We start from the raw sequence: 6,035 nt of genomic DNA, 5'->3' as shown, positions 1-6,035 counted from the left end.
GCGTTGTTGCTATCGGCGACTTGTCCTATATTACACCTCTATACTCTAATCGTCAACACATTTTTATAAAAAAATTTAATTTGAATATTTTCATACTCTTTAAGCTAGATAAGCCCCTACAATGGTTTCATTAACGAGAAACCATCTTCCCCTTCTCTTTACTAATTCTATTCTCCCAAAACATATTCAATTTAATTAAAGGCTCCAACCGTCACACCTTACTTAATTTGTATGAATGATTTCCCTAACGAAACTAGCAACCTTTTTTTAACAAATACTAGTATATAATTAGAGAGTTATTGTATTCCCTAATGTACCTCTATGTTTATCATGTTGTACTATCGATAAAACTCTATTAGAAACAGGTGACGATATGAAAGATATACGTATTCTTATAGCAGACGACGACAAAGAAATCCGAGATTTATTAAAAAGATATTTAGAACGAGAATTATATATGGTAGATACTGCAATTCATGGCGAAGAAGCCTTACATTTGTTTAATCAAAATAACTATAACCTCGTTATATTAGATCTTATGATGCCGAAAGTAGATGGGATCGAGGTATGTAGAAAACTTAGAGATAAAACTAACGTACCTATATTAATGCTAACCGCTAAAGATCACGACGTTGATAAAATTTTAGGTTTAAGCATTGGCGCCGATGATTACATTACGAAACCTTTCAGTATTCACGAAGTGGTTGCACGAGTAAAAGCTCTCATGCGACGGTTTTTAGTTCTTGGAAGTAACACTACTGTACAAGAGAAAACAAATTTAGCTTTTAAAGGGCTAACTATTGATTTAAATACATACACAGTTCATACAAATGAAAAAGAAATCAATTTAACCGGCAAAGAACTTGAACTATTAAAATTCTTCACTTCAAACCCAGGACAAGTATTTACAAAAACACAACTCTTTCGAAATGTATGGGACGATAATTATATAGAAGATGACAATACCGTTATGGTGCATATTAGAAAGCTTAGAAAGAAAATAGAAATCGACCCTTCCAATCCAAAATTCATTCAAACTGTATGGGGAATTGGTTATAAGTTTGTAGGTGAAAAGCTTGAAGACTGATAAGATTCTATTTCTTATTTCATTGCAACTTATCATTTACGGGCTTTTAAATATACACATGGGTCCCAAAGTAAAAATACCTTTATTTATTACCCTTATCTTAGTTACGATATATCTTTTCTTTTCAAGAATACAATTCATTCAAAATCGCAAAGCGATGGTCACTAAATTAAGTCGTGCACTAAAAGGAAATTTGCAAACAAGATTATTTACAAATAACGACCGTTCATTACATACTATCGTTTTTTCGATAAACGAACTAATAGCTGAATTAGAAAAGGTTCAGATTGAGGCGAAAAGATCCCAAGAATCGAGAAAACAACTTTTGTCTAGTATCTCGCATGATATCCGAACACCACTCACTTCTATTATTGGATATATTGACGCTTTAAAAGATGGTGTTGCTGCTTCTCAAACGGAAAAGCTAGAATATCTTGAAATACTTTATAAGAAATCAAACAACTTAAAAAGTCTAGTTGATGAAATATTCAATATGGCAAAGCTAGATGCTAATGAATTTCCATTAAAAGAAGAAGAACTCGATTTTTCTGAAGTTACTAGAGAAGTGTTAATCGAGTTTTTACCTGATCTATCAAAACATAATATCGAACTACAAGTTTTTATACCAGAATCTACTTGTCCTATCATCGCAGACCATCTTAGCCTTATGCGGGTTATAGGTAATTTAATGAAAAATGCCATTTATTACGGAAAGGATGGGAAAATAGTAGGAGTCGAACTACTAGAAACCGATTCAGAATATGAACTTCTTATTTGGGACAAAGGCCCTGGTATTCCAAAACATGATTTACAAAACGTATTTGAGCGAATGTACCGAAGCGAACAATCAAGAAACTCCTCTTTTGGTGGTAGCGGTCTCGGGCTTTCTATTTCTAAAGCGCTCGTTGCGAAAAACGGTGGACATATATGGGTTGACAGTATTCCTTGGGAAAGAACTACTTTTGGCTTTTCTCTCCCAAAACACACTACTTTTAAGAAATAGTTAAGAAATGATTAATATGCAGTTAAACCCTTCTTTTTATCATGTAATTAAGAACTCATAGAAAGTAGGTGTCTTCTATAAATACAATTATAAAAACGACAAATCTCACTAAAATATATGGCACTCAAAAATCAGTAGATAATCTTAACATCAATGTACAACAAGGAGAGATTTATGGATTCATAGGACGAAATGGGGCTGGTAAAACAACGACCATTCGTATGCTGCTCAGCCTTATAAAACCTACAAGTGGGAATATTGAAATATTTGGGGAGGATTTATTCCAAAATCAAAAAGACATTTTAAGAAGAATTGGTTCTATCGTTGAAGTTCCAGGGTTTTATGAAAACTTAACAGCACGAGAAAACTTATTAATTAATGCAAAGATAATTGGAGTTCACAAAAAGAATGCAATTGAAGAAGCATTAGAAATTGTAGGCTTGCAGCATGAATCAAAAAAATTAGTAGGAAAGTATTCTTTAGGAATGAAGCAGCGTTTAGGAATTGCACGTGCTCTTCTCCATTATCCCGAACTACTCATACTAGATGAACCAACTAACGGGCTCGATCCAATCGGTATTAAAGAAATGCGAAAGCTTATTAAATCTTTAGCTCAAGAAAGAAACATAACGATACTCATTTCTAGTCACATACTAGCCGAAGTGGAACAACTAGTCGATCGTATGGGAATTATTCATGAAGGAAAGCTACTAGAGGAAGTTTCTCTTGATACGCTACGTAAAGCAAACCGTAGGTATATAGAATTCCAAGTGACTAATGACAATAAAGCTGCGATGCTCTTAGAAAATCATTTTCAAATTTTTGATTATGAGGTACATGACGCAGGAAATATTCGCGTTTACTCTCATTTCGGACAGCAAGGACGCATTAACAGAGCATTTGTTCTTAATGATATTGAAGTATTAAAAATGATGATGAGTGAAGAGAGATTAGAAGACTATTTCACCAAGCTAGTTGGAGGTGGAACAATTGGTTAATCTACTCTATACAGAACTATTAAAACTCAAACGCTCTAATATGTTTTTGATTAGTATTATCGGGGCTGGTGTCGCACCTTTCTTAGTGGTAGTAGCGTCTTATATACACATAAAAACAAAACAGCCAACTCCAACTATTTTGTTCCATCAATTATTCACTGAAGTTAACTTATATACTACTTTAGTTATGGGATTCCCCTTATATGGAGTAGTGGTTGCTTATCTGTTCACCCGTGAATATACAGAAGATACACTAAAACATTTACTAGCTATCCCAGTGTCACGCATTAACTTTATTATAAGTAAGTTCATTATTCTCTTTCTTTGGATTATAATGCTTACTTTAGTCGCTTGGGCACTTACTTTATTATTAGGGTTACTGGGGAACTTCTCTGGTTTTAGCATTGCTTTACTTTTAGGCTCTCTCCTAAAATTTTTAATATGTGGTGGACTTCTCTTTCTTTTATCTTCACCTATTGTACTATTAGCTCTTGCAATGAAGACGTATGTACCGCCTATTATATTAACAATTATTATAACGATGACTAACCTTATGCTCGTAAATTCAAAACATAAAGACCTTTTTCCATGGACTGCTACCTTAGATATAGCAAATAATGAATTACAACCAACTTATCCACCAGAATATTCTTATCTCATCATCGCTGCAACAGCAATTCTCAGTTTTATCGCAACACTGTTCTATTTTAAAAAGGTTGATATCCATTAATTTATAGGAGTGAAATTATTATTGCTTTCATACTTGGTATTGTAGAAGGGTTAGCTGAATTTTTACCTATCTCCTCTACTGGCCATCTTATATTAGTCGGGCATTTACTAGACTTCGAGGGAGAGAGAGCAAAAACGTTTGAAATTGTTATTCAGCTAGGGGCAATTTTATATCATAAACGCCTTGTTTCTTTATGTAATATTAAACCTCTTCTACGGAAAGAGAAAAAATTCAACGCATTCCATGTATTTCTTGGCGTATTTCCAGCAGTAATTGCTGGTTTACTACTGCATGATGTTATTAAAACATATTTATTTCAGCCATATACTGTCGTAATTGGACTTGTAGCAGGAGCAATTCTTATGATCTTTGCAGAAGTCAAAAAGGCAGAGGCAACCACCTTTTCTCTGGATGATTTAACATACCGTCAAGCATTAACAATCGGATTATTTCAATGCTTAGCAGTATATCCTGGCTTCTCTAGAGCTGGTTCTACTATTTCTGGAGGTCTATTAGCGAAAGTAAATTATAAGACTGCATCTGAGTTCTCTTTTCTTATAGCTCTTCCTGTAATGGTTGGAGCTACAGGCTTAGACTTATTAAAAAGCTGGAAGTATTTAAGTGTAAATGATATCCCTATGTTTGTGGTAGGCTTCATTACTTCTTTTATTGTAGCAATGTTAGCAGTAGTAACATTCCTAAAGCTTTTAGAAAAGATAGGTTTAAAACCTTTTGCATATTATCGTATTTTATTAGCTATCTTATTTACGTTTTTCGTATTGCTATAGCTTTATATAAGTTATATATTATTAAGCCGATATTCAAGTTGGAATATCGGTTTTTTATCTATTTCACCTCTAGTATTACTCCTTTTAATATGGCATAGTGATAATAAATTCATATTAATGATCCGAATATTCTTTGAACAACCCATTAGGATATGTAAGGTTACAAGCTATACTTGAAATCCGAACCTAGTAATAGCATTTCTTCTTTAAACGCATATACTAAGTTTAAAATAAGTACCTCAATTGATTGAATGTACCCATTATACCGATAGAGAACAAATGTTCCGGGTTATTGTTATACATCACTACTTCCTTGTATTTATGTAAACGTACTATAGTGTTTTCACTTGTACTTATCTTCGCTACGAAAGACTTCCAATTATAAGATTTAAGGAGGTTTATCCTATGTCTATATACAAACAACTGCAAGTTTTAACGCTAGAAGAGCAAATTGAGTTACTAACAAAGCATTTGGTTTCCTTTAATAGTATTAACGGTACCGGCGGCGAAGCTAGTATTATAGATGAACTATTCTTGTCTATTCACGAAACTGACGAAGAGTTAAAACCATTATTAGAAAACTTTCCTAAATGGGAACAACTATATCCATTACCGTACGAAACAATTCGGAAATTAAACATCCCTTCTATTAATATGGAGGTCTGCGGGAAAGATGGCCATAAATGGACAGAACGGGTTTACAAACCATATTCATTCAGCGTATTACCTGTATTAGTTCGCAACACAACGATACAAATTTTAAATGAGTACAAAGCCATTACAAATAAGCAGATTGCTCAGGGATTATAAAGAGAATTAATATTAACTAAAGTGAGGTAACGATACAAATGAATCCATTAGCATAAGCATATTGGGATACTTATTGGGGGGGACAATGCAAAGCCGAAATCTGTTACAGCTTGGCAGTTTGGTGATTCCCCTAATTATCTCGCACAGTTAGTAATTGATGGTGTAAAAACAGCAACATGCTCCGGTCATATTTTTTATGAATTAGAAAACGAACCGCTACCAACAAACGATGATTATAGTATTGTACTCAATAGCCAAGATGAACCTGTAGCTATTATTAAGACAATAGAGGTAACTGTAACACCAATGAATGAAGTAAGCGAAGAATTCGCTATCGCTGAAGGTGAAGGCGATCGTACCTATAGTTACTGGAGAGACACCCATGTTCGGTTCTTTACAAAGGAACTAACTGAGCTTGGTCTGAGTTTTTCTGAAGATATGCTACTCGTTTGCGAACGTTTTGAGCTTATTGATGTGAAACTATACTAAATAGAAGTTTTTCTGAGAATTTATACTATATAAATACACTTACCTTTAAACAAATAAGCTTGTTATCAATGGATTTCTTGAGCCATAGATAACAAGCTTATTTCATTAAATACAAAAAAGACGAGTCATT

5 protein-coding genes and 2 pseudogenes are annotated in these 6,035 nt (G+C 33.6%); all 7 read left to right on the top strand.

The genetic code is table 11. The features are described from left to right. The first annotated feature begins 373 nt into the window (after positions 1-373). The 7 genes and pseudogenes from U860_RS0130375 to U860_RS32340 all read left to right on the top strand — a co-directional run bounded on the left by U860_RS0130375 (position 374) and on the right by U860_RS32340 (position 5,905). Positions 374-1,087 carry a response regulator transcription factor gene (locus U860_RS0130375; RefSeq protein WP_025151410.1) on the top strand — a complete coding sequence of 238 codons (714 nt, stop codon included), beginning with the start codon at positions 374-376 and terminating at the stop codon, positions 1,085-1,087. Next, complete coding sequence (locus U860_RS0130370) at positions 1,077-2,090, top strand: HAMP domain-containing sensor histidine kinase (RefSeq protein ID WP_025151409.1); 1,014 nt, start codon at positions 1,077-1,079, stop codon at positions 2,088-2,090. Before U860_RS0130375 ends, U860_RS0130370 begins: the two co-directional genes overlap by 11 nt. Before the next feature lie 68 nt (positions 2,091-2,158). Then, a complete protein-coding gene (locus U860_RS0130365) occupies positions 2,159-3,088 on the top strand; it encodes an ABC transporter ATP-binding protein (RefSeq protein ID WP_025151408.1) in 930 nt (309 codons plus the stop codon). Continuing rightward, positions 3,081-3,818 (top strand): ABC transporter permease, encoded by a 738-nt coding sequence (locus tag U860_RS0130360; RefSeq protein WP_025151407.1) that lies wholly within the window; start codon positions 3,081-3,083, stop codon positions 3,816-3,818. Before U860_RS0130365 ends, U860_RS0130360 begins: the two co-directional genes overlap by 8 nt. After that, positions 3,818-4,606 carry an undecaprenyl-diphosphate phosphatase gene (gene bacA, locus U860_RS0130355; RefSeq protein ID WP_029953216.1) on the top strand — a complete coding sequence of 263 codons (789 nt, stop codon included), beginning with the start codon at positions 3,818-3,820 and terminating at the stop codon, positions 4,604-4,606. Before U860_RS0130360 ends, bacA begins: the two co-directional genes overlap by 1 nt. A 531-nt stretch (positions 4,607-5,137) precedes the next feature. Then, positions 5,138-5,416, top strand: a pseudogene (locus tag U860_RS0130350) (peptidase M20); the annotation flags it as partial. 38 nt (positions 5,417-5,454) lie between these two features. After that, positions 5,455-5,905: pseudogene (locus U860_RS32340) on the top strand (ASCH domain-containing protein). The last annotated feature ends 130 nt before the right edge of the window (positions 5,906-6,035 follow it).

Source organism: Bacillus sp. H1a (assembly GCF_000633475.1).
GTDB classification, from domain to species: Bacteria; Bacillota; Bacilli; order Bacillales; family Bacillaceae_G; genus Bacillus_A; species Bacillus_A paramycoides.
This window is presented reverse-complemented; position numbering and strand designations above follow the sequence as displayed.

Coding starts and splice junctions, on each gene's coding strand:
- U860_RS0130375 (WP_025151410.1), top strand. CDS start 374: ATGAAAGATATACGTATTCTTATAGCAGACGACGACAAAGAAATCCGA.